We start from the raw sequence: 18,363 nt of genomic DNA on the forward strand, positions 1-18,363 counted from the left end.
GCATGGCCCAGTTTCGCTATCGCGCACTGGATGCGGCCGGTGAGTCCGTTACCGGCCATCTGGAAGCCGCCGGCCAGGATGAAGCTGTCAGCCAGTTGCAGGATCGTGGACTTCTGGTCCTGCAGGTCACGCCCGCGCAAGGCAATGCCTCGCAGGGTTGGCGTGTCTGGTTCAATCGAGACCCGTTAAGCGGGGCCGGACTTGCCCAGTTTACCCAGCAGCTGGCCACACTCCTGGGTGCAGGGCAGCCGCTCGATCGCGCCTTGAATATTTTGCTCAGCCAGCCAACGGAAGATAAATCCCGCCGACTGATCGAGCGTATCCGTGAGCGCGTCAAGGGCGGCAAGCCGCTTTCCGCCGCGCTCTCCGAAGAAGGCGGACAATTTTCGCAGCTCTACATCAGCATGGTCCGTGCAGGCGAAGCCGGTGGCTCGCTGGAGGAAACCCTGGCGCAGCTCGCTCAATACCTCGAGCGCTCGCAGGCCTTGCGTGGCGAAGTGATCAACGCCCTGATCTACCCCGCCTTCCTGGTTGTTGGTGTGCTCGGTTCACTGGCCTTGCTGATGGCGTATGTCGTACCACAATTTGTGCCGATCTTCGCTGATTTAGGCGTTCCTGTACCGTTCATGACACAGTCCGTACTCTGGATGGGCCAGTTTCTTTCGCAATATGGCCTATTGCTGCTGGCGGTTCTGGTTGCGCTCATCTGGTTCACCGGCGCCCGCCTTCGTGATCCGGAACGCCGTATCCGCTGGGATCGCCGGATGCTGAGCATTCGGATGATGGGACCCCTTGTACAGCGGCTGGAGACCGCGCGGCTGGCCAGAACACTCGGCACCCTGCTGACTAATGGCGTTCCACTGCTGACCGCGCTGTCGATTGGCCGCCAGGTCTGCTCAAACCATGCCTTGCAGGGCGCCGTTTCGCAGGCAGCCGACCAGGTTAAGGACGGCGGCTCACTGGCCGCTGCGCTCAGCACCAGCAAGCTGCTGCCACAGCTATCACTGCAAATGATTCAGGTCGGCGAAGAATCCGGCCAGCTCGATACCATGCTGATCAAAGTCGCCGACGTCTTTGATGCCGAAGCCAAACGTGGTATCGATCGACTTCTTGCGGCATTGGTACCCAGCCTGACCATCGTCATGGCCGTACTTGTGGCCTTCATCATGTTGGCCATCATGCTCCCGCTGATGAGCCTCACCAGTAACATCTAACCGTAACGAGCCTTGTTTATGACTAGAAAAATGCGCTCCCTCCCCCACCGCAGCGGCGGTTTTACCCTGCTTGAAATGCTGGCTGTTATCGTACTGCTTGGTATCGTGGCTACCATTGTGGTCCGCCAGGTCGGTGGTAACGTCGATAAAGGCAAGTACGGCGCTGGCAAGGCTCAGCTGGCCAGCCTGAGCATGAAGATCGAAAACTATGCCCTGGATGTCGGCGCACCGCCCAAGAATCTGCAACAACTCACTACCAAGCCAGCCAACGCTCGTAACTGGAATGGTCCTTATGCCAAGCCCTCGGACCTGCAGGACCCGTTCGGCCATGAATTCGGCTATCGCTCGCCCGGTCAGCACGGTTCGTTTGACCTGATCTTTTATGGTCAGGACGGACAGCCAGGCGGCGAAGGCTACAACGCCGACGTTGGCAACTGGGAATAAAGAGTGTCATGCCGCGCCAGCTCTCCTGTACCCGTGCCCTACGCACCGTCTCGAACGGTATGCGCTTACAGGGCCGGACATCGCAGCGTGGCTTTACACTTCTTGAGCTGATCGTTGTCATCATCCTGGTCGCCATTGGTCTGACCCTGGTCTCCTTTGGCGTTACCCGAGGACTCGACAGCGTTCGATCCCGCGAGGCCGGTCGTGATCTGACCTTGGCACTGCGTGCCGTACGCACCCAGGCCATTACAACCGGCCAGACCACCACACTAAATTTCGATCTTGCCAACCAGCGATACCAACAACCCGGCCGGCGTCCTCAGTCGCTGCCCAAGGGCATGCGCATGCGGGTAACCACAGCGGCTGACCTGAGTACAGGTCGCAGGACCGCCATCGCCTTCTTTCCAGATGGCAGCTCAACCGGTGGAAATGTCAGGCTGGAAAAGGATGGACGTGCCTGGCGCGTCGATATCGCCTGGCTGACCGGCACCGTCAAATGGCAAGAGGTAAACCCGTGACGGGACAGCGCAGGCCCCGTTCAGAGGGTGGCTTTACCTTGCTGGAATTGCTGGCAGCCGTGGCATTGCTCGCCGTCACCTTTTTCGTATTGATGGGAGGCATTGGCCAAGCCACCCATGCCTTGCTGAAGGACAGCCGAGCGACCCAGATGGCCTTGACAGCCCGCTCGCTACTGGACGACACGGTCCATCGCCCTCTGAGGCCAGGCTCCAGCCAGGGTTCATTGCCTGACGGTACACGTTGGAAGCTGGATATCAGTAAAGCGGGCGCCGCAACGACTAGTCAGCTGTATCGCCTGGACTTGTCATTGACGGCGGGTCGGCATCAGGAGCGCTTCAGCACATTAAGGTTGCAGGGTGTATCCGAGGTCTCGCAATGAAAGCCTCAATGCGCGGCTTCACCTTGCTGGAAGTCCTGCTGGCTATCAGCCTGCTGGGTATCCTGCTGGTCCTGATCGGTTCTGCCCTCATCAGCGCCAATCGGACATTGGCTCGCAGCGAGCAGTACAGCGCCCGACTGGATGAGCTGCGCTCTACACAGAATTTTTTACGTCGCGAACTGCAGCAAGCCCTTCCGCTGTCGATCCAGCGCACCCCCACCGGGCAGGGAATGGTGTTTATCGGCGAGCCACAGGAGATGCGCTTTATCGCAACGCTGCCTTCACATCTCGGCGGCGGTATTCATATCCAGACGCTCCGCTTGGCCGGTGACAGCCGAGATCAATGGCTACAGGTCGACTTCGCCAAGATTGTTGGAAACAACCGCACTGAATCCTGGGGAGATCCCCAGCGTTTGTTGCGGCAGGTCAGAAACCTGCGCTTTTCCTATAGCGGCCTTGACCAGAACGGACGACCTACGGACTGGCTGCCGCGATGGCCCTGGCCGCAACACCTGCCCCAGCGGGTCAGGGTTGACCTGACGGCCGATGGCCCCATTGCCTGGCCGCCTCTACAGATCGCCGTACGCCTCGACCTGGGCAACTCAAACAGCATGGGGTCTCTGCAGTGAAGCGGCAGCACGGGGTAGCGCTGCTCATTACGCTATGGGCATTGGCACTGCTCAGTCTGGTCATGGCCGGCGTCGTAACCGCAGTACGCCTGGAAAACAAACAGAGCGTCCATCAGCTTCAGGATGCCAGGGCGCATCTTGCGGCGGAAGCAGGTCTGGCCCTGGCTGTCCAGCATCTGACAGGCCTTCAACGAGAGCAGCGCTGGGTTGCGGATGGCCGCCCCTATCAACTCGAATTCGACCGCATGCGCCTGACCATTCAAGTGCGCAGCGAGCTGGGAAAGCTGGATCTTAACAGCACCTCATCCGCCTTGTTCATCAAAGTGGCGACTGCGTTGGGCGTTCCGGCTGGACAAGCGAAGCAAGTCGCGGCAGCCTTGCAAGCCCGTCAGAACGGGACGGATCCGACGCCCATGCGAACCCTGGAGGAATTGATTCAACTCCCCGGCATGGACAATGCGATGTTTACTCGCCTGGAGCCCTACATCACCGTCTGGAGCGGGTACGATCAGCCGGTTGTGAGCTTTGCAGCGCCACCCATACGCCAAGCCATGGGCCAGAAGAACATCATTTCCCTGGAGGGAGAAGATCCAGGACAGGTATTGAGTGTGTATAGCCAGGCTGAACTGGACAATGGTTTCCGCTCTGCCTTGAACGTGACCCTTTTACTCAACCCAACGGATAGCAACATGCAACCTTACCGCGTGCTGCGCTGGCAAGAATGAAAACAATTCGACTGGAATGGCCCAATAGCCTGCGCCCTGCCGTGAATGCCTTTCAGGCGCAATGGCACGCCTCCGTGTTTCCCCGCTTCTTCAACTGGTGGTTTACCGAGCTTCGGGCCTGCCTGCCCCCTCGCCTACGCAGCCTGTTCGAGCGAAGCGAACATGAACAGATCATCCGCTGGGACAATGAAGAAGCCTGGCTTCACTCGGCGGAGGGCGAGCATCCATTAACCAGCGCCGATTCGCTGGGTACAGAACGCTGCGTTCTGCTGTTATCGCCTCGGCAGGCGCTGGTCAGAACTATCAATCTACCTGCTGGCGCAGCCCAGGACGTCATGGCGGCTGTCGCCTTCGAGATGGATCGCCATACCCCTTTTAAGGCCAGTCAGGTCTATTATGCGGTCCGCCGCTGGCCAAGCCAGCCCAAGCAGCCGCTCCGCGTGACGGTTGCCACCGTACTGAAGGATCGCCTCGACCCATTACTGGAGCGCCTGCAGGCGCAGGGCATTCGTCCCGACGAGATCGATGTGCAACAGCCTGAAGGGGGGCGCCTGGGTATTAACCTGTTGCCAGCCGAACGCCGTCAGCGTCGCAAGAATCCGAGGCGTCAGCTGAACATTGGTCTTGCAGTCCTGGCTATCGCTTTGACATTCGCAGCCATGCAGGTCTGGTTGTATAACCGCGCCGTTGCGCTCGAAGCCATGCGTCATGAGGTCAGCCAGCTTCGTGCCGGCGCCCAGGAGATCGAAAGCCTGCGCCAGCAGATACAGAATGGCCTGGGCGCCACTCGCTACCTGACGGAGCGTAAGGCGGGTACTCCACCGCTGAGCGTGATGCTTAGCGAGCTGACTCAGTGCCTGCCCAAAGACACCTGGCTGACGGAGCTGTCCGTTGAAGGAGACGGACAGGTCAATCTGGCCGGCCAAAGCCAGAAGGCTGGCGCCTTGATTGGCGAGATGAAGAATTGTCACTCGCTTACCGGTGCGCAGTTCCAAGGCGTCATCCAGCCAGACGAAAACACCAAGAAAGAGCGCTTCTACCTGCTCGCCCACCTGCGTCGGGAGGAAGCCAGCAATGCGCCGGTCACTGACACCCCGTGAAAGTCGCATCGCCGCGCTGGCCGTTCTGGCGTTCGCGTTGTATGTGCTGTACTGGATTTGTCTGGAATGGTGGTTCGTCGCGCCCCAGCAGGCCATGAACGACGAAATGGAGCAGCTCCGTCAGACCCAGCGCCGGTATGCCGCGCTGCAGGCCCAGCGTGAACCCTTGCAGCGCCAGCTCGAAACCGCACAGGAGCGAAACGCTGGAAGTGACAGCCTGCTGCCCGGTGACGACCCTAGTGCCGTAGCAGCCAACCTGATGCAACATACGGCTGAACTGATCGAGTCGCACAAGCTGGACGGCGCCGGCTGTGAATTGCTCAACCGCACGCCCATCGCCGGCAACCCTGGCGATGAGCCCTATGCCCAGGTCAAGGTCAGCTTCAACCTCAGCTGCGCCATCGAGCCGCTGGAAGCCATCCTGTACGACATTGAAAACGATCGCCCTTTCCTTTTCGTAGAGGAGCTTCGCGTCGAGCGTCATGAGGATGCTCCGCCCAAGGGTGGTGCCGGCAGGCTTGAAGTCCAGATGCTTGTCACTGGCTACATGCAGCGTAAAGCCGGTATGGACGATAACGAAAACACGGATTCGGATGACCCGACATGAACGCCGCTGATCAGCGTCGCCTCACCCCCTGGCTCGTCCTGATTACGGGACTATCGGCCGCGCTTCTAGTCATGTTCGCGCTGGGCATTGGCCGTAATGTACAATGGCTGCCTCCCCTTGAAGCACAGCACTCGCCTGCAACCGTCAGGTCGCCGGAGCTGCCGAACGCACCGCCCCTGGATGCCTATGCCAACACCTGGCAGCAGCCCTTGTTCAGTCCGGACCGCCAGTCTGATCAGAAAATGGCCGCGCCGGGTCAACCGACTTACCTTACTGGCTATGTGCTGACCGGCATTATCCTGACCGACTCGCTGCAGCTGGCCCTGCTCAAGGACAACTCAGGCAAGGCACTCAGCGTTACCCGGGGCAAGGCACTACCCAACGGCTGGAAGCTGGAGTCCGTGGCTGCCAACAAGGCGGTATTTGTCTCCGGTGATCGTCAGCAAAGCTTGCCGCTCGTGATCGAAAAGGCACCTCTTGACGGTGTGTCGGCCCCAGCCGCCGATGCGCCCAGCTCTACCACGGAAACGTCCCCAGAAGAGGATGACGACTCCGATAGCGAAGATTGATACGGAACCCGGATTCAGTGGCCGACGCGGCCGCCCCCTATTATGGAGCACTACAATCGTGACCTTGCGTTACCCCTTGGCCTGCATGGCCACCGCCACCTTGCTGGCAGGTTGTATCTCACCGGCCACCGATACGCAGCAGGACGATGCCCTGCTGCGTGAAGGTCTGGCCGGAACAGGCAGCCAACGCCCCTTGGTAAGAGAGCCCTCGCCCAATGTTCCCAGCTCGGCCGAAACGGGCGATAACCCCCGTGCACCGGCCCGCAGTCAGATCATTCGTGGTGATAACCGCTTCATCAACAGTCGAGTGACACCTGCCGCCAAGCCGTCAGCGGCGCCGGACGGCGGTGTGGTATTCAACTTCAACAACCAGCCGATTCGAGCAGTGATCAACAGTATCCTGGGCGATCTGCTTCAGGTGAACTACACCATCGCGCAAGACGTAAAGGGTGAGGTCACTTTCTCCACGTCCAAGCCCGTTGCAAAGACCGAAGCCCTGTCGATCCTGGAGACGTTGCTATCCTGGACCAATAACGCCCTGGTGCGTGAAGGCGATCGCTACATGGTTGTACCAGCCAACCAGGCCGTGGCAGGCCGCATGGTGCCGGCGCTACAGATGCCGGAGCCAGGCAGTGGCCTGTCTGCCCGCCTGTTCCAGCTGGACTACATCTCCGCCACGGAAATGCAGAAGCTGCTCAAGCCCTTTGCCCGTGAAAATGCTTTCCTGCTGGTGGACCCCTCGCGCAATGTCATCGCGCTGGCCGGTACGCCCGACGAGCTTGCCAATTACCAGCGAACCATCAGTACCTTTGATGTGAACTGGTTGAAGGGCATGTCTATCGGCGTCTTCGGCCTGCAGCGCGCCAGTGTGGCAGAGCTGATGCCGGAGCTGGATCGCCTGTTCGGCCCGCAGAGCGGCACTCCGCTGGCCGGTATGCTCCGCTTCCTGCCGATCGAACGCACCAATGCGGTGGTGGCCATTTCTTCACAGCCTGAATATCTGAACGAAGTTCGTCAGTGGATCGAGACCATCGATAAGGGCGGCGGCAACGAGCCGCAGATGTATGTGTACGACGTACGCAACATGAAAGCGACCGACCTCTCGCGGTATCTGCGTCAGATCTATAGCAACGAGGCCGTTAATGAAGAGCCGGAAGCCAAGGTCGCGCCGGGTTTGCGTACCACCACCCTGTCGACCAGCAATGGCTTTGGCAACGGTATCGGCGGCAATAGTACGGGCGGCAACACCATTGGTAGCAGCCAGGGCCTGAGCAACGGCATTGGTGGCGGCCTGAACAGCAACAGCGGTATCGGAGGCAACAACGGCACGGGCGGCGGTTTGGGTAGCACCCGTGGAAACGGCACGGGTACTGGCTCGGACAACGACAGTGAAGACAGCAGCTCAAGCAGTACCAACAATCAGAACGGCAATAACGATACAGGCGTCCGGATCACTGCGCAGAAGAGCAGCAACCAGCTCCTGATTCGTGCGCGGCCCTCGCAATGGAACGAGATCCAATCAGCCATTCGCCGCCTGGACAATCCTCCGATGCAGGTCCAGATTGAAACCCGCATCCTTGAGGTCAGCCTGACCGGCAGCCTGAGCCTGGGTGTGCAATGGTACCTGGGGCGGCTGGCCGGTAATTCACCGGTCACCGACTCGAACGGCAACGTGACCAACAGTGTAGTGAACGCATCCGGCAGCCAAGGAGCGCTGGGACGAGGCGGCGCAGGACTCGGCAGTACCGATGCCCTCTTCTACTCGTTTGTCAGCAACAACCTGCAGGTTGCACTGCATGCGCTCGAGACCAACGGCAATACGCGTGTGCTTTCTGCACCCTCGCTGGTGGTCATGAACAACCAGGAAGCCCAGATCCAGGTGGGTGACAATATCCCGATCAGCCAGACCTCGGTCAACACAACGAGCGATCTGACCTTCAACAGCGTTCAGTACATCCAGACGGGTGTCATTCTTGATGTTGTGCCCCGTATCAATCCGGGCGGCCTTGTCTATATGGATATCCAGCAGCAGGTCAGCAGTGATACCGGAACCCGTACGGACAGCAACGGCAACCCGTCGATTTCGACACGCGCCGTCACGACGCAGGTCGCTGTACAAAGTGGCCAGACTGTCCTGTTGGGTGGCTTGATCCAGCAGAACGACGCGGAAAGCGACAACAGCGTGCCATACCTGGGGCGTATTCCAGGCCTGCATTGGCTCTTTGGCAACACCACGCGCAGCAAGAACCGTACGGAGCTGATCGTTCTGATCACGCCACGTGTGATCACCAGCAACAGTCAGGCGAGCCAGATTACGGATGAGTACCGTCAGCAACTACAGTTGATCAGTCCCATCAAGCCTGTCAGCCAGATCGACACCTCCCGTTGACAACCCTGGTGGGTCGTCTGCATCGTCAGGCGGCCCACCAGGTGTTCAGGCATTTCCCTTCGCGACATGGGCAGAACGCTTGAGGCGTCCTGCGTTCCAACCCTTTGGCCACAAAGGAAGTAAGATCACTCATGTCCGCTTCGCTACTCGATGCCCGTACCGCTCGCTATTTGCCCTGGCTGGTTGCCATTGCATTCTTCATGCAATCGCTCGACGCCACGATCCTCAATACTGCACTTCCCAGCATGGCACATGATCTCAATGAAGATCCGTTGCGCATGCAGGGCGTCGTGATCGCCTACATGCTGACGGTCGCGCTGCTGATTCCGGCCTCAGGCTGGATCGCCGATCGCTTCGGAACACGGCGGGTCTTTTTCAGCGCCATCGCTTTGTTCACTTTTGGCTCGCTGTTATGTGCGCTGTCTCCCTCGCTCCCCTTGTTGATCGCAGCCCGCGTCATTCAAGGTCTGGGGGGCTCGCTGATGCTGCCAGTCGGGCGGCTCGTCATCCTGCGGGCTTACCCTCGTACCGAGTTGGTGCGAATACTCAGCTTCGTCACCGTGCCGGGTCTGATTGGCCCGCTGACAGGCCCTACCCTAGGCGGCTGGCTAGTGGAAGCAACCTCCTGGCACTGGATCTTTCTGATCAACCTGCCGGTAGGCTTGTTGGGCTGTTATGTCACCTCAAAACTGATGCCTGACCTGCGCAGCCCCATTCCCATGCGCTTCGACGGGTTTGGATTTCTGCTGTTTGGCGCGGCAATGGTCCTGATATCGGTTGCCCTGGAGGGTTTGGGCGAGCTTCATATGCCCCATGCCCGGGTGGTTCTGCTGCTGGTGGGCGGCCTCGCCTGCATGATCGCCTACTGGCTGCGAGCCTTACGTATCGAGCGTCCGCTCTTCTCGCCGCAACTGTTCCGCACCCGCAGTTTTGCCGTTGGCATATTTGGTAATCTGTTTGCCCGCCTGGGCAGTGGCGCGCTGCCCTTTCTGACGCCTCTGCTGCTTCAAGTGGGCATGAATTTTCCACCGGCCAAGGCAGGTATGACCATGATTCCGCTTGCGCTGTCGGCAATGCTGGTCAAGCCCATCGCCAAGCCGATCATCGACCGCCTGGGCTATCGCCGATTACTGATCGGCAACACCATTTTACTGGGCTGCATGATCGCCAGCCTGAGCCTGATCACCACGGAGACGCCTTATCCACTGCTGCTGATTCACCTAGGCCTTCTGGGCGCGGTCAATTCGATGCAGTTCACCGCCATGAACACCGTGACGCTGATCGATCTACGCGATGAGCAGGCCAGTAGCGGCAACAGTCTTCTGTCCGTGGTCATGCAGCTGTCGATGAGCTTTGGCGTCGCCTGCGCCGCTGCCTTGCTGGGTGGGTTCAAGGATGATTACGTCGATACCGATGTGCTGTCCGCCTTCCATGCCACCTACCTCAGCGTTGGGCTGCTCTCTATTCTGGCTGCCGCAATTTTCGGGCAGCTTCCGGGCAATCCTGACCGCAAGGCGCCTTCGCATCGCGTCGAGGAGCCGGAAAAGAGCCCGCAGAGCGCAGAGGCCTGATGATTCAGCAGCATAAAAAAACCCGAGAGCATTCTCGGGTTTTTTGCTTCGGCGCTCAGCGGTCAGACTACCTGAACGTGCTCAGCCTGCATGCCTTTCTGGCCCTGCACAACTTCGAAGCTGACGCGCTGGCCTTCTGCCAGGGTCTTAAAACCATTGCCTTCGATGGCACGGAAGTGAACGAAAACGTCGGGACCGCTTTCAGGAGTAATGAAGCCATAGCCTTTGGTTTCGTTGAACCACTTGACGGTGCCGTTCTGACGATTCGACATGAAGATGTTGCTCCTTGGTAAATCGGGTTTTGTTATTAAAGCTTTTAATGCCCTGAACGATGCGCCATCAGACCATTCGCCAGGGACTGCGTTGCAAGGAGAAACACCAATCGAGCAGGACGGGGCCACGTGGAAACCTACCGCCTCAGGTCACGATCAACAGCGACCCAAGCAAACACAGTGGTTTGAACTCTACGATAAATTTATTACGAAAGCGATTACACGAAAGCCGCCTGTCGCAAACGGGATAACCGGTACTTCAGACGCGATCAACGGCGTAATCAATGCCGTCATCAGGTTTACTTCTCTTGGCATGACATGTCTATAGAAACACTAAATAAGCGTGTTTTTGGACATATGCCATGCTTGATGAGCACCACTTCGGGAATCCATTTCGTGCGTAATATTCTGGTCGTAGAAGATAGCCAACTGGTCCTCAAGCTTTTGTCGCACCTCTTTCGACAGGAGCCCTTGTTCGAACCGGTATTCTGCGCATCGCTGGCCGAGGCTGAACTTCTTCTGGAGACCAGCCCCGGTCAGTTCTTTGCTGCCATAGCCGACCTGAACCTGCCCGACTCGCCCAACGGCGAGGTCGTGGATGTCATCCTTGCCCACAAGGTGCCCTGCATTGTCCTGACCGGTCGCTACGATGAGCGTCATCGCGATGAGCTCATCAACAAGGGCGTCGTCGACTACATCATCAAGGAGAGTCAGTACTCCTATGACTATGTGCTGCGACTCCTGCATCGGCTGGTCCAGAATCAGAACGTCAAGATACTGGTTGCAGAGGACTCCTCCGTCTCGCGGCACTACATGTGTCGGGTGCTCTCATCACAGCTATTTCAGCCGCTGCAGAGTACGGATGGGAACGAGACGCTCAAGGTTCTTCAGGCGCAAAACGATATCGACCTGCTGATCCTGGACCATGACATGCCCGGCCTGTTGGGCTTCGAGCTAGTCAAGCGCCTTCGTCAGCAGCTCAAACGGCACGACTTGCTGATCCTGGGGGTTTCGGCTGATCCACAGGGCATACTTAGCGCACGCTTCATCAAGCACGGCGCCGACGACTTCCTACGCAAACCCTTCTGCCCGGAAGAACTCAACTGCCGTGTCATGGCCATGCTCGAGCGACGCGACTTGCTAAGGGCATTACAACAGGCAGCCCGTTATGACTCACTAACCAACCTCCTGAACCGGCGAGCCTTTCAGGAAAAAGCCGAGCTGCACATCAGCCTGGCGCAAGCCCAGTCGCAACCCATTAGTATTGCCCTGCTCGATATTGATTTCTTCAAGAACATCAACGATCAGATGGGACATGCCGGTGGCGACACCGCCTTGATAGCGTTTGCCCATGCCCTGCGAACACATTTTCCGCAAGACATCATTGGCCGCCTGGGCGGAGAGGAATTCGCACTGGTGAGCCAGTCAAGCGAACAGGAGCTGGCCAGACGCCTGGATATCTTCCGCAAACTCTGCACCCGGCTCAATTACCTGCCTAACGCACCCCTGCTGTCCTTTAGTGCCGGGGTTGCCAACCTGCAGACCCAGGCGCTGGAGCCGGCACTTCACGTGGCCGACCAGCGTCTTTATCAGGCAAAGCGCAGCGGGCGTGGCATGACGCTATGTCACTGACCTGCTGAGTTGGCGGCCACACTAGGTCGTAGCGGGCAAAAATGTCGGCATAGGTACCATCTGCCTTCATCCGCTCGATCGTATCGTCAAACTGCGCAATGATTTTTTCCTGCTCAGGATGATCTTCCGATACCAACATATGCAGGCCCTTTTCCGCCAGCGGCTTGTCCAGAAACTGAAGCCGGGACGATTGAGCACTGGCCACGCGCTCGATTACACGCCTGGCCACATGCTCCTCTTCGATTGCCAGATCGACACGTCCCGCCAACAGCATTCTCAAAGCCTGCTCGAAATCGGCAACCGCGATCTTGTCCAGGGTTCGATCCTGATCGAACTCTTTCGAATAGGCATATCCCCGTACGACGGCCAACCGGTACGGCCTTAAATCTTCCAGCGTGGAAAAGGTAATCGCGCGCGTTTTCAATGCGATAAAGCGTAGGCGGTTTACCAGGAAGGGCTTGGAAAACTGCCCCAGGCGCTCTCGCTCGGGCGCGTACCAGATGTCGACAATTACATCATGGGAGTCATTTTGTATGCCATACAGCACCCGCTCCCAGGGCTCCTCACGAAACGTTGTCTCGTATCCGGAGCGGCCAAGGGCTGTCCTGACGATATCGACAGCCAAGCCCTGACCAGCCGGCGAAGTCATAACATACGGCTCCCAGTGGTTTCCAACCAGTCGAAGTGAAGGGCTGGCCCAGGCCAGGAGCGAGCACGACCAGGTCAAAGCCAGGCAACAAAAGGTGAGGACACGCATAGAGCCTCCCTACCGGCATGACAATGCAATGAACAGGATCTTCTTAAGTATGTAGTCTCTAAGACGGCTTTACGCCAGCGGCAGATGAAAACAGAAATCGCTGCCCTCACCCAAAGTACTGCTAGCCTGGATCGTACCACCATGCGCCTCGACAATGGTTTTCACGATTGCCAGCCCCAGGCCAACCCCCTGGTGTTCACGCTTTTTAACCTGCCAGTAGCGATCAAAAATAAATGGCAGATCGCTTTCAGCAATACCGGGCCCGTTGTCACTGACCGTAAAGCGTACCCCCTGCGCCTCACGAACGACCGATACCCAGATCGTCGAGCCGGGCTGACTGAACTTCACGGAATTGCTCACCAGATTGGAAAAGACGCGCAGCAGGCGTTCGTAATCTCCTTTTATGGTTGGCAGCTCCTGCTCACAGGACGTCAGCAAGCGTATGCCACTCCGCTCGGCCAACGGCTGCAGCATCGCAACGGCGTCTTCCAGGAGCTTGTGCGGATCGAGCAAGGCGAGCCGAAGCTCCAGCTGGCTTTGCTCCATCTGAGAGATTTCAAGCAGCTCATCGATCAGCTTGCCCATATGACCACTGGCTTTTTGTGCATGGCTGACCACTTCGCGCTGCCGCTTATTCAAGGCGACCCCGTCGAACAGGCTGAACGCCATGGTCAACACCGATAAAGGCGTTCGCAGATCGTGCGCCACGACCGCCAGCAGCTCTTCACGCGCCCGAACGGCAATACGGGCGCACCGGGCATGCTGACGCACCTCCTGAACCGCCAGACGCAGTTTGATTTCACGTGTAGCTGAGTAGGCCAGCTCGCTCAAAAGCTCCAAATCGCGGGGACACCAGAGTCGGGAACACTGATCGGCAACAGCAAAATAGCCCAGCAGCTCTCCATCACTGTCCTTGAGCGGCACGGCTAAAAAGGCACCTGTTTCAGCGGGAAGCATCGTCAAAGATGCAGCAACAGGATGCTGTGCAGCAGCATCGATAATCAGCGGCACCCTTTCAGCCAGGATACATTCACCCAGCGCATAGGCCGATCGTTCCCAGTGACTGGCCAGAAAATCCGGCAGGCCATACTGACTTTTTAAAAAGGCACGTCGGTCATCCACCAGTGATATAAATGCGATGGGCACGCCTAACAGGCGAGCCGCCATGGCGGTCAGCCGGTCAAATCCCTCTTCCGGTGGCGTATCCAAAAGCTGCGTCCTGTGCAGCGCCGCCAACCGTGTTGCATCTCCAATCAATTCTGCCGGCTTGCAGGCCGATACGCACGGCGCATCATGGCTCATCCCAAGGCTCCACACCAAAAGGCCCTAACGCTCGCGGCTGCAAAACTTTTTCTGTGCAAGCCCTTCTAATGAGGCGGTTCCAGAGCCATTACGGCCTGTTTTTCACAGCCGAGAGTCCTGTCTCCGCGTGGAGACACAATCCATGAACAAGGCAGAAGCGATTACACTACGTCGAGGCAGTGCCTTTTGCCCATACCCTAGCCTCACTTTAAATAATTTGTCTCCTGTCTCATGTACAACGTGGCAGGCAACCCAGCAGTGCAAGCCAATGATCAGCGGAGCGCTGTTTGCAAACGACCTGTCATCCAGACAGGCTCAGTGTCCCCTCCTCTTGTCTGCGGCCATACTGGTCAGCCGCACTAAGGACGTCTTTGATGAAACCACACGTGATCGAACTACTCATCAGCGACTGTGATGGCGTACTTGTCGACAGTGAAATCCTGTCGGAGCGCATAGTCATGGACGAGTTGAGCCGTCATGCCCCCAGGACGGAGCTCGAAAAACTGCTTGAGGGTACGTTCGGACTGACAACGCGCGATATTATCCAGCGGGTTGAAGAGCGCTTTGGCATTACCCTCCCTGAAGGCATTCACAAGGATATTCGTACTCGCGCCGAGCAGCTGATTGCAACGCAAGTCGAGCCCATACCCGGTGTCAAAGAGGCTCTCGAGCGCATTGACCTGCCATTGGCCGTTGCCTCAAACAGTCAACGCCACAGTGTAGTATCCTCCGTGGCGCGTGCAGGACTGACCGAGCGCGTTGCCGGTCATATCTTCAGCGCGGACATGGTGGAGCATCCCAAGCCGGCACCCGATGTCTATCTGCTGGCTGCCCGTACCATGGGTGTATCACCGGAAAACTGCCTGGTGATCGAGGACAGCGCCACGGGCGTTCGCGCAGCGCTGGCTGCCGGCATGCGTGTGATCGGTTTTACAGGTGCAAGCCACATTCCTCCCGAGCACGGTGAAACACTTAGACGCCTGGGCGTGACAGCGCTGATCAGCCATATGGATCAACTGCCGCAGCAGGTTGCCGCCCTGCGGGAAACGGCCACCAGCGGACACGCCTGACGGCTATCTCTTGCGACCAACCGCGATAGCCCCCATCGAGCGGCCTGTTACACTGCACGTTTTATTTTGCATGCTGCAGGCCCTCCGTGACCGCTACCTCCTTTACCACCCTTTCACTTTCCGATGCACTGCTCGGCAACCTGGAGTCGCTGGGTTATCAGCAGATGACCCCCATCCAGGCCCTGAGCTTGCCGGTTATCCTGAAAGGGGAAGACCTTATCGCCCAGGCCAAGACCGGCTCGGGTAAGACGGCCGCCTTTGGCCTGGGTCTGCTGAATGGCCTTAATACCCGATATTTCGGCTGTCAGGCACTGGTACTCTGCCCTACACGTGAGCTGGCAGATCAGGTCGCGCAGGAAATACGCAGGCTGGCGCGATCAGCCGACAACATCAAGGTGCTGACATTATGTGGCGGGGTCCCTTTCGGACCACAAATCGCTTCGCTCGAACACGGCGCTCATGTGATCGTTGGAACACCGGGCCGTATTCAGGAGCATCTGCGCAAAGGGACGCTTTCTCTTGAAGGCCTGAATGTCGCTGTACTCGATGAAGCGGACCGGATGCTGGATATGGGCTTTCATGACGCTATCGCCGACATCCTTGGCCAGACCCCGACACGACGCCAAACCCTGCTGTTTTCTGCGACCTACCCCTCAGGCATCGAACAGCTAGCGAGTAACTTTCTACGCAATCCCAAGACCATCAAGGTCGAAGCGTTACATGATGATACCCGTATCGAGCAACGTTTCTATGAAATAGACCCGCGCCAGCGACTTCAGGCGGTTCTTCAGCTACTTCAGCATTTTCGGCCTCAGTCTTGCGTTGCGTTCTGTCATACGCGCCAGCAATGCCAAGAGATTGTCGACTACCTGAAGGCGAACAAGATCTCCGCGCTGGCCTTGCACGGGGATATGGAGCAGCGCGACCGCGATCAGGTTCTTGTACAGTTTGCCAATCGCAGTTGCACGGTTCTGGTAGCAACTGACGTGGCTGCCCGGGGAATCGATATCGCCGGCCTTGAAGCTGTCATCAATGTGGAGCTGTCCCGTGATGCCGATATCCACATTCATCGAATCGGCCGAAGCGGCCGGGCTGGCGAAACCGGCATGGCCTTCTCCCTGGTAGCACCTGCAGAGGCCGGTCGCGCGCAAGCCATTGAGGACAAACAAAAGGCCCCGCTGAATTGGCAGTCCATCGATACGCTGACGCTGGAGAACCCTGCTCCTTTGGTACCTCCCACGGTCACGCTCTGCATTGCTGGCGGCCGTAAGGAAAAAGTCAGACCTGGCGACGTCCTGGGCGCTTTGACAGGTGAAGCAGGTATTCCCGGAGACAAGGTCGGAAAGATCACCGTTCATGACTATCAGGCCTATGTTGCCATCGAGCGTGACACAGCACGTCAGGCCCTGAAGCGGTTAAGCGAGGGCAAAATAAAGGGACGCTCTTTCAAAGTGCGCATGCTGTAACTCAACAGCAGCCGGCGGGTCACTGTCGGCTGCCTTACTCAACGGAAAGCATCATTTCCAGGCAAATCGAAAAACTCATAAAAAACAACCTTTCAATTGCGAAAAAATATTTCGCCTTTTTACCCTTCCGGCTGAACTTGCTAGGCCAAAGTGATCAAAGAGTCAGGCTAACGCTTAGGTGGCTAACCTAATAATTCTAGCGGTGTCGCATATCTGATTGATTGACGTTGTACCGCCTCGTGAAACGCAAGCAATGAGTTCTATTCATCACTTCGTAACGTTCGCTTTTGTTACCTTGAAATAACCTCTTCTAGATAGCTGTGACCACGCCGTCAAACAGGCTGCTTTCCGGTACGCCTGCGGGGTCGCCACTTCGCTCTAGGCCGCAGCTTACTTCAAGGAAAGTAAAGGCCATCCGGCTTTTGCCGAAGTATGAATATCGACTATGACTGGTAAGGACGAGACAGTCTGATGAGAAGATTTACCGTACTCGATAGCTTTCGTGGCCTTTGTGCTTTGGCTGTTGTTCTTTTTCATACGTACGTTGTAAACAGCTTTGCGGAAATGAGCCTGTTTACCAACGCTTACCTTTTTGTCGAATTCTTTTTTGTGCTTAGCGGCTTTGTCCTCTACCACACCTATGGTCATAGACTTTCCAGTCTCACCGACTACAAGAACTTTTTCATCAATAGAACCCTGCGCCTCTATCCCCTGCATCTCACCATGCTTGGCGTCTATGTAGCGCTGGAATGCGGAAAGTACCTGGCTGAGCGTAAAGGCCTGCACTTCAATGACGGTGCCTTTTCCGGCGCAACGGCGCCTCACGAGTTTCTCCCTAATCTCCTGCTGATTCAGGCCTGGCTCAATAACACCATTACAGGCTCATTCAATTACCCCTCCTGGAGCATTAGTATTGAGTACTACATGTACCTCCTCTTTGGGGCTATTCTGATTCTGGCTCGCAGAGGCCATCTCAAGATCTTTGCGCTAATTTCCCTACTCTCGTTCATTGTCCTGTGCTTGCCGGAGTCGCCTCTTAAAACGGGCATTTTCAGGGGCTGCTCCTGCTTTTTTGCCGGCGCCTGCACATATGTCATCTTTACCAGGATCAAGGATTTTCAACTCAGCGCATTAAGCTTTACGGTGCTTGAAGTACTCAGCGTTGGCATTACCTATGCCGTTATCGTCTCTCACCTTGAGTACAAGGGTATTATTGCAAGTGTATTGTTCTGCTGCCTGATTCTGGTCTTCTCGTTCGAAAAAGGCTCTGTCTCACGCATCCTGCAAGGTGAATACTTTGTAAAGTTGGGTAACCTGTCTTTTTCAATCTACATGACTCACGCAGCCATTCTTTATATATTCAAAAGTGCTGCTATCGTATTGTCCAAAGTAACAGGCAAAGAACTTACAACGATGCTGCCGTCGCATGACACTCCGGCAGATCTGATCAAATACATCACAACTGGTGGCGCTGTAACGGATGATCTGGTTGTCTTGGCACAGCTCATTACTGTAGTACTGGTTTCCCGGTATACCTACCAGTACATAGAACTCAAGGGCGTAGCGATAGGTAAACGCTTGACCCGCAAGAAAGAAGTTACCGCGGAAGCCCTGCCTAACGGCTCAATCTGATCTCTTTCCATCCTTATAAAAGCCGGCTTTATTACAGCCGGTTTTTTATTGCCTTTAAGCCAGCATATATCTTTAACCCGATAAAC

The 18,363-nt window shown here is 57.1% G+C and carries 19 protein-coding genes; 16 read left to right on the forward strand and 3 right to left on the reverse strand.

Annotated features, from left to right (window positions below; translation table 11 throughout):
• Nucleotides 1-2: 2 nt before the first annotated feature.
• The 11 genes from gspF (at nt 3) to mdtD (ending at nt 10,146) form a co-directional block, all read left to right on the forward strand.
• Nucleotides 3-1,214 (forward strand): type II secretion system inner membrane protein GspF, encoded by a 1,212-nt coding sequence (gspF, locus tag AC4LF3_RS18415; RefSeq protein WP_286788987.1) that lies wholly within the window; start codon nt 3-5, stop codon nt 1,212-1,214.
• Between the two features lie 18 nt (nt 1,215-1,232).
• Complete coding sequence (gene gspG, locus AC4LF3_RS18420; RefSeq protein WP_010796073.1) at nt 1,233-1,658, forward strand: type II secretion system major pseudopilin GspG; 426 nt, start codon at nt 1,233-1,235, stop codon at nt 1,656-1,658.
• A gap of 8 nt (nt 1,659-1,666) precedes the next feature.
• Nucleotides 1,667-2,176, forward strand: coding sequence for a GspH/FimT family pseudopilin (locus AC4LF3_RS18425; RefSeq protein WP_491836129.1), 510 nt, complete (start codon nt 1,667-1,669; stop codon nt 2,174-2,176).
• On the forward strand, nt 2,173-2,556 hold the full coding sequence (locus tag AC4LF3_RS18430) for a prepilin-type N-terminal cleavage/methylation domain-containing protein (RefSeq protein ID WP_491836130.1): 384 nt from the start codon (nt 2,173-2,175) through the stop codon (nt 2,554-2,556). Before AC4LF3_RS18425 ends, AC4LF3_RS18430 begins: the two co-directional genes overlap by 4 nt.
• Nucleotides 2,553-3,185 (forward strand): type II secretion system protein GspJ, encoded by a 633-nt coding sequence (locus AC4LF3_RS18435; RefSeq protein ID WP_491836131.1) that lies wholly within the window; start codon nt 2,553-2,555, stop codon nt 3,183-3,185. The genes AC4LF3_RS18430 and AC4LF3_RS18435 overlap by 4 nt, the downstream gene beginning before the upstream one ends.
• Complete coding sequence (locus AC4LF3_RS18440; RefSeq protein WP_010796077.1) at nt 3,182-3,910, forward strand: type II secretion system protein GspK; 729 nt, start codon at nt 3,182-3,184, stop codon at nt 3,908-3,910. Before AC4LF3_RS18435 ends, AC4LF3_RS18440 begins: the two co-directional genes overlap by 4 nt.
• On the forward strand, nt 3,907-5,010 hold the full coding sequence (locus tag AC4LF3_RS18445; protein ID WP_491836132.1) for a PilN domain-containing protein: 1,104 nt from the start codon (nt 3,907-3,909) through the stop codon (nt 5,008-5,010). The genes AC4LF3_RS18440 and AC4LF3_RS18445 overlap by 4 nt, the downstream gene beginning before the upstream one ends.
• Nucleotides 4,985-5,617, forward strand: a complete 633-nt coding sequence (gene gspM, locus AC4LF3_RS18450) for a type II secretion system protein GspM (RefSeq protein WP_010796079.1) — start codon at nt 4,985-4,987, stop codon at nt 5,615-5,617. Before AC4LF3_RS18445 ends, gspM begins: the two co-directional genes overlap by 26 nt.
• Nucleotides 5,614-6,186 (forward strand): type II secretion system protein, XpsN-like, encoded by a 573-nt coding sequence (locus AC4LF3_RS18455; RefSeq protein WP_122041406.1) that lies wholly within the window; start codon nt 5,614-5,616, stop codon nt 6,184-6,186. Before gspM ends, AC4LF3_RS18455 begins: the two co-directional genes overlap by 4 nt.
• A gap of 85 nt (nt 6,187-6,271) precedes the next feature.
• Nucleotides 6,272-8,575 carry a type II secretion system secretin GspD gene (gene gspD, locus AC4LF3_RS18460; RefSeq protein ID WP_491836334.1) on the forward strand — a complete coding sequence of 768 codons (2,304 nt, stop codon included), beginning with the start codon at nt 6,272-6,274 and terminating at the stop codon, nt 8,573-8,575.
• A gap of 131 nt (nt 8,576-8,706) precedes the next feature.
• Nucleotides 8,707-10,146 carry a multidrug transporter subunit MdtD gene (gene mdtD, locus AC4LF3_RS18465; protein ID WP_491836133.1) on the forward strand — a complete coding sequence of 480 codons (1,440 nt, stop codon included), beginning with the start codon at nt 8,707-8,709 and terminating at the stop codon, nt 10,144-10,146.
• 62 nt (nt 10,147-10,208) lie between these two features.
• On the opposite strand, the gene AC4LF3_RS18470 is transcribed toward mdtD, so the two are convergent.
• Entirely contained in the window at nt 10,209-10,418 is a 210-nt protein-coding gene (locus AC4LF3_RS18470) for a cold-shock protein (protein ID WP_010796083.1), read from the reverse strand.
• On the opposite strand from AC4LF3_RS18470, the gene AC4LF3_RS18475 reads away from it, so the two are divergent.
• Both AC4LF3_RS18475 and AC4LF3_RS18480 read left to right on the forward strand, forming a co-directional pair.
• Nucleotides 10,417-10,746, forward strand: a complete 330-nt coding sequence (locus AC4LF3_RS18475) for a hypothetical protein (protein WP_491836134.1) — start codon at nt 10,417-10,419, stop codon at nt 10,744-10,746. The genes AC4LF3_RS18470 and AC4LF3_RS18475 overlap by 2 nt on opposite strands.
• A 68-nt stretch (nt 10,747-10,814) precedes the next feature.
• Nucleotides 10,815-12,050: a diguanylate cyclase domain-containing protein gene (locus AC4LF3_RS18480; protein ID WP_404627868.1), complete on the forward strand. Its 1,236-nt coding sequence runs from the start codon at nt 10,815-10,817 to the stop codon at nt 12,048-12,050.
• Here AC4LF3_RS18480 and AC4LF3_RS18485 read toward each other — a convergent pair.
• Both AC4LF3_RS18485 and AC4LF3_RS18490 read right to left on the reverse strand, forming a co-directional pair.
• On the reverse strand, nt 11,935-12,807 hold the full coding sequence (locus tag AC4LF3_RS18485; protein WP_491836135.1) for a substrate-binding periplasmic protein: 873 nt from the start codon (nt 12,805-12,807) through the stop codon (nt 11,935-11,937). The genes AC4LF3_RS18480 and AC4LF3_RS18485 overlap by 116 nt on opposite strands.
• A gap of 69 nt (nt 12,808-12,876) precedes the next feature.
• The gene (locus AC4LF3_RS18490) at nt 12,877-14,109 is read right to left on the reverse strand and encodes a sensor histidine kinase (protein WP_491836136.1); all 1,233 of its coding nucleotides are present in this window, start codon (nt 14,107-14,109) and stop codon (nt 12,877-12,879) included.
• A 374-nt stretch (nt 14,110-14,483) separates the two neighbouring features.
• On the opposite strand from AC4LF3_RS18490, the gene AC4LF3_RS18495 reads away from it, so the two are divergent.
• The 3 genes from AC4LF3_RS18495 (at nt 14,484) to AC4LF3_RS18505 (ending at nt 18,277) form a co-directional block, all read left to right on the forward strand.
• Nucleotides 14,484-15,179 carry an HAD family hydrolase gene (locus tag AC4LF3_RS18495; RefSeq protein WP_010796088.1) on the forward strand — a complete coding sequence of 232 codons (696 nt, stop codon included), beginning with the start codon at nt 14,484-14,486 and terminating at the stop codon, nt 15,177-15,179.
• An 86-nt stretch (nt 15,180-15,265) separates the two neighbouring features.
• Nucleotides 15,266-16,645, forward strand: coding sequence for an ATP-dependent RNA helicase DbpA (gene dbpA / locus AC4LF3_RS18500; protein ID WP_491836137.1), 1,380 nt, complete (start codon nt 15,266-15,268; stop codon nt 16,643-16,645).
• Between the two features lie 471 nt (nt 16,646-17,116).
• Complete coding sequence (locus AC4LF3_RS18505; protein ID WP_312271210.1) at nt 17,117-18,277, forward strand: acyltransferase family protein; 1,161 nt, start codon at nt 17,117-17,119, stop codon at nt 18,275-18,277.
• Nucleotides 18,278-18,363: the final 86 nt, after the last annotated feature.

Source organism: Pseudomonas sp. C2.3V (assembly GCF_058536325.1).

What these genes read in the sequence shown, in the direction of transcription:
- gspF (WP_286788987.1), top strand. Translation starts at nt 3, where the DNA reads ATGGCCCAGTTTCGCTATCGCGCACTGGATGCGGCCGGTGAGTCCGTT.
- gspG (WP_010796073.1), top strand. Translation starts at nt 1,233, where the DNA reads ATGACTAGAAAAATGCGCTCCCTCCCCCACCGCAGCGGCGGTTTTACC.
- AC4LF3_RS18425 (WP_491836129.1), top strand. Translation starts at nt 1,667, where the DNA reads ATGCCGCGCCAGCTCTCCTGTACCCGTGCCCTACGCACCGTCTCGAAC.
- AC4LF3_RS18435 (WP_491836131.1), top strand. Translation starts at nt 2,553, where the DNA reads ATGAAAGCCTCAATGCGCGGCTTCACCTTGCTGGAAGTCCTGCTGGCT.
- AC4LF3_RS18445 (WP_491836132.1), top strand. Translation starts at nt 3,907, where the DNA reads ATGAAAACAATTCGACTGGAATGGCCCAATAGCCTGCGCCCTGCCGTG.
- gspM (WP_010796079.1), top strand. Translation starts at nt 4,985, where the DNA reads ATGCGCCGGTCACTGACACCCCGTGAAAGTCGCATCGCCGCGCTGGCC.
- AC4LF3_RS18455 (WP_122041406.1), top strand. Translation starts at nt 5,614, where the DNA reads ATGAACGCCGCTGATCAGCGTCGCCTCACCCCCTGGCTCGTCCTGATT.
- gspD (WP_491836334.1), top strand. Translation starts at nt 6,272, where the DNA reads ATGGCCACCGCCACCTTGCTGGCAGGTTGTATCTCACCGGCCACCGAT.
- mdtD (WP_491836133.1), top strand. Translation starts at nt 8,707, where the DNA reads ATGTCCGCTTCGCTACTCGATGCCCGTACCGCTCGCTATTTGCCCTGG.
- AC4LF3_RS18475 (WP_491836134.1), top strand. Translation starts at nt 10,417, where the DNA reads ATGAAGATGTTGCTCCTTGGTAAATCGGGTTTTGTTATTAAAGCTTTT.
- AC4LF3_RS18470 (WP_010796083.1), bottom strand. Translation starts at nt 10,418, where the DNA reads ATGTCGAATCGTCAGAACGGCACCGTCAAGTGGTTCAACGAAACCAAA.
- AC4LF3_RS18485 (WP_491836135.1), bottom strand. Translation starts at nt 12,807, where the DNA reads ATGCGTGTCCTCACCTTTTGTTGCCTGGCTTTGACCTGGTCGTGCTCG.
- AC4LF3_RS18490 (WP_491836136.1), bottom strand. Translation starts at nt 14,109, where the DNA reads ATGAGCCATGATGCGCCGTGCGTATCGGCCTGCAAGCCGGCAGAATTG.
- AC4LF3_RS18495 (WP_010796088.1), top strand. Translation starts at nt 14,484, where the DNA reads ATGAAACCACACGTGATCGAACTACTCATCAGCGACTGTGATGGCGTA.
- AC4LF3_RS18505 (WP_312271210.1), top strand. Translation starts at nt 17,117, where the DNA reads ATGAGAAGATTTACCGTACTCGATAGCTTTCGTGGCCTTTGTGCTTTG.